Source organism: Streptomyces sp. NRRL S-1022 (assembly GCF_000720135.1).
In the GTDB taxonomy this organism is placed as follows: Bacteria; Actinomycetota; Actinomycetes; order Streptomycetales; family Streptomycetaceae; genus Streptomyces.
Genome location: NZ_JOIU01000074.1, coordinates 1 through 3,354 on the forward strand (window position 1 = coordinate 1; position 3,354 = coordinate 3,354).

1 protein-coding gene is annotated in these 3,354 nt (G+C 73.7%); it reads left to right on the forward strand.

Annotated elements, in window-relative coordinates; translation table 11 throughout:
- Positions 1–3,354 (forward strand): SDR family NAD(P)-dependent oxidoreductase (locus IG05_RS0140740; protein WP_030349139.1); only part of this gene is annotated, 3,354 nt, incomplete at both ends.

Sequence of the window (3,354 nt, forward strand, 5' to 3'; positions counted from 1 at the left end):
GCCCGCCGCCTGCCGGTGAACTACGCCGCCCACTCCGGCCAGGTCGAGGCGATCCGCGAGCAGTTGCTGACCGACTTGGCCGGCATCACACCGCGCCCGGCGGTGCTCCCGTTCTACTCAACGGTCACCGGCGAGGAGATCGACACCTCCGCCCTCGACGCCGGCTACTGGTACCGCAACCTCCGCGAACCCGTACGCTTCGACCTCGCCGTCCAGGCCCTGACACAGGGCCGGCAGGGCGTGTTCGTGGAGGTCAGCCCGCACCCCGTACTGGTGCCGGTGATGGACGGCATTGTGACCGGCACGCTGCGCCGCGGCAGCGGCAGGCAGGAATTCCACCTCGCCCTGGCGCGCCTGCACACGCAAGGCGTGGCCGTCGACTGGACGCCGGTCTTCCCTGGCGAGCCCCACCATGTCCCGCTGCCGACGTACGCCTTCCAGCACCGGCCGTACTGGTTGAACCCCACCCCCGCGAAGGGGGACGTGTCGGCGGCGGGACTGGACTCGGCCGGGCACCCGCTGCTCGGGGCCGTCGTCGAACTGGCCGAGGACCGAAGCATCCTGCTCACGGGGCGGCTCTCGACGGCTACCCGGCCATGGCTGGCCGACCACGTCGTCCTGGGCTCCGTGCTGCTGCCCGGCACCGTGTTCGTCGAACTCGCCATGCACGCCGGACGGCAGGCCGGCTGCGACGTCCTGGACGAACTGGTGCTGGAAGCCCCCATGATCCTGCCGGAGGACGGTCCCGTGCCGGTCCAGGTCGTCGTCGGCGCACCGGACGGGACGGGCCGGCGCCCCGTCACCGTGCACTCCCGGACAGGCGGCACCTGGCAGCGGCACGCCACCGGCATGCTCGCGACCGGCGGCCGCCCCCACCCGTACGACACCGGCGAGCCCTGGCAGCCGGCCGGTGAGTCCGTCGACCTGACCGACTTCTACGACACCCTCGCCGCCCAGGGCTACGAGTACGGGCCGGTGTTCGCGGGCGTACGCGAGATCCGGCGGCAGGGCGACGAACTCTATGCCAAGGTGGCACTGCCTGCCGACACCCGCGACCGCTTCGGTCTCCACCCCGCGCTGCTCGACGCCGCACTCCAGCCGCTGACCCTGCTGGCGGCCGGCCGGCTGCCGTTCTCCTTCGCCGGGGTGTCGATGCGGGAAGCCGGCTCCACGGCCTGGGTCCGCCTCACACCCACCGGCCCCGACACCTTCCGGGTCGCGCTCGCCGACGAGTCCGGCCCGCTGGCGGTGATCGACGCGCTGACCGTGCGCCACCGGCCACCGGGCATGCCGGCCGCCGGGACCAACCAGCTCTTCCGCCTTGACTGGGTGCCCGTCGAGAGCACCGGCGAGCCCCCGGCCGTCCACCACGTCACGCCCCCGGGAGGAGACCCGGTGGCGGCCGCGCACACCGTCGCCGCCGAGACGCTGGGCGTGCTCCAGGACTTCCTGCGCGACGGGGACGGCCGGCTGGCCGTCGTGACCCGCGGGGCGGTCGGACCGGACCCCGTCGACCTGCCGTCCAGCGTCGTCTGGGGCCTGGTCCGCGCGGCCCAGGCGGAACACCCGGACCGGTTCGTGCTCGTCGACACCGACGACCGCGTCCTCGTCGCCGGGGACGAACCGCAGCTGGTCGTCCGCGACGGCGCCGCCCACGCCGCCCGCCTGGTACGGGCCGAAGCGGCCCCGGCACCCGGCCCGCTCGACCCGGACGGCACCGTGCTGATCACCGGAGGCACCGGAACACTGGGCCGCCTCGTCGCCCGGCACCTGCGCGACCGGCACGGCATCCGGCACCTGCTCCTGCTCAGCAGGACCGCGGCGGAGGTGGACTTCGACGCCGAGGTGGTGGCCTGCGACGTGGCCGACCGGGACGCGCTGGCGGCCGTACTGGACTCGATCCCGGCCGCGCACCCGCTGACCGCGGTCGTGCACGCGGCCGGCGTGCTCGACGACGGCGTCGTCGAATCCCTCACGCCCGGCCGGATCGACCAGGTGCTGCGGCCCAAGGCCGATGCCGCCTGGCACCTGCACGAGCTGACGAAAGACCTCGGCCTGAGCGCATTCGTGCTTTTCTCGTCCGCCGCCGGTGTGCTGGGCGGTCCGGGCCAGGCGAACTATGCCGCCGCGAACGCCTTCCTGGACGCCCTCGCCGTGCACCGGCGTGCCCTGGGTCTGCCGGGCGTGTCGCTGGCCTGGGGACAATGGGCCGAGGCCAGCGGGCTGACCGAACACCTCACCGGCACCGACCGCAAGCGCCTCGCCCGCGCCGGCGTGCTGCCGATGCCCACGGACCAGGCGCTGGCACTGTTCGACCTGGCCCTGGGCGCCGCGGATCCCGCGCTGGTCCCCGCACACCTCGACCTGTCGGCGGCGTCCACCCGCCCCCTGCTCAGCCGCCTCACCCGTACCAGGCCCGCCCGGCGCACGGACCGGCCGGGCCTGGTACGGGAACTGGCGGCCCTGCCCGAGACCGAGCAGCACAGCCGCCTCCTGGAACTGGTCAGCGGCCAGACCGCCGCGGTCCTCGGACACACCGACACGGCGGCCGTCAGCGCCGAACGGGCCTTCAAAGACCTGGGCTTCGATTCGCTCACCGCAGTGGAACTGCGCAACCGCCTGTCCGCGGTCGCCGGGGTACGGCTGCCCGCGACGCTGACCTTCGACTACCCGACCCCCGACGCGCTGGCCGGCCACCTGCGGGACCTCCTGGTCGGCGCCCGGCGCCAGGCCCCTGCCTCACCCGTGCCGGTCGGGGTTCCGGTGTCGGGTGATCCGGTGGTGGTTGTGGGGTTGGGGGCCCGGTATCCGGGTGGGGTGGGCTCGGCGCAGGAGTTGTGGGGTGTGGTGTCGGGCGGGGTGGACGCGGTGGGGGAGTTCCCTTCGGACCGTGGGTGGGATGTGGGTCGTCTTTACGATCCGGCCGGTGGTCCGGGGAGGTCGTACACGCGGTGGGGCGGCTTCCTCGACGCCGCCGGCGACTTCGACGCGGCGTTCTTCGGGATCTCACCGCGTGAGGCGTTGGCGATGGATCCGCAGCAGCGGGTGCTGTTGGAGACGGCGTGGGAGACGTTCGAGGATGCGGGGATCGATCCGGCGTCGTTGCGGGGCAGCCAGACGGGCGTCTTCACCGGCATCTGGTCCTCGGGCTATGGCGCCGGGGCACAGCCGCCCGACCTGGAGGGCTACCTCTCGACGGGCACGGCGACGAGTGTGACCTCCGGGCGGGTGTCGTATCTGCTGGGGCTGGAGGGTCCGGCGGTGTCGGTGGACACGGCGTGTTCGTCGTCGCTGGTGGCGATCCATCTGGCGGCGCAGGCGCTGCGGGCGGGGGAGTGTTCGCTGGCGTTGGCC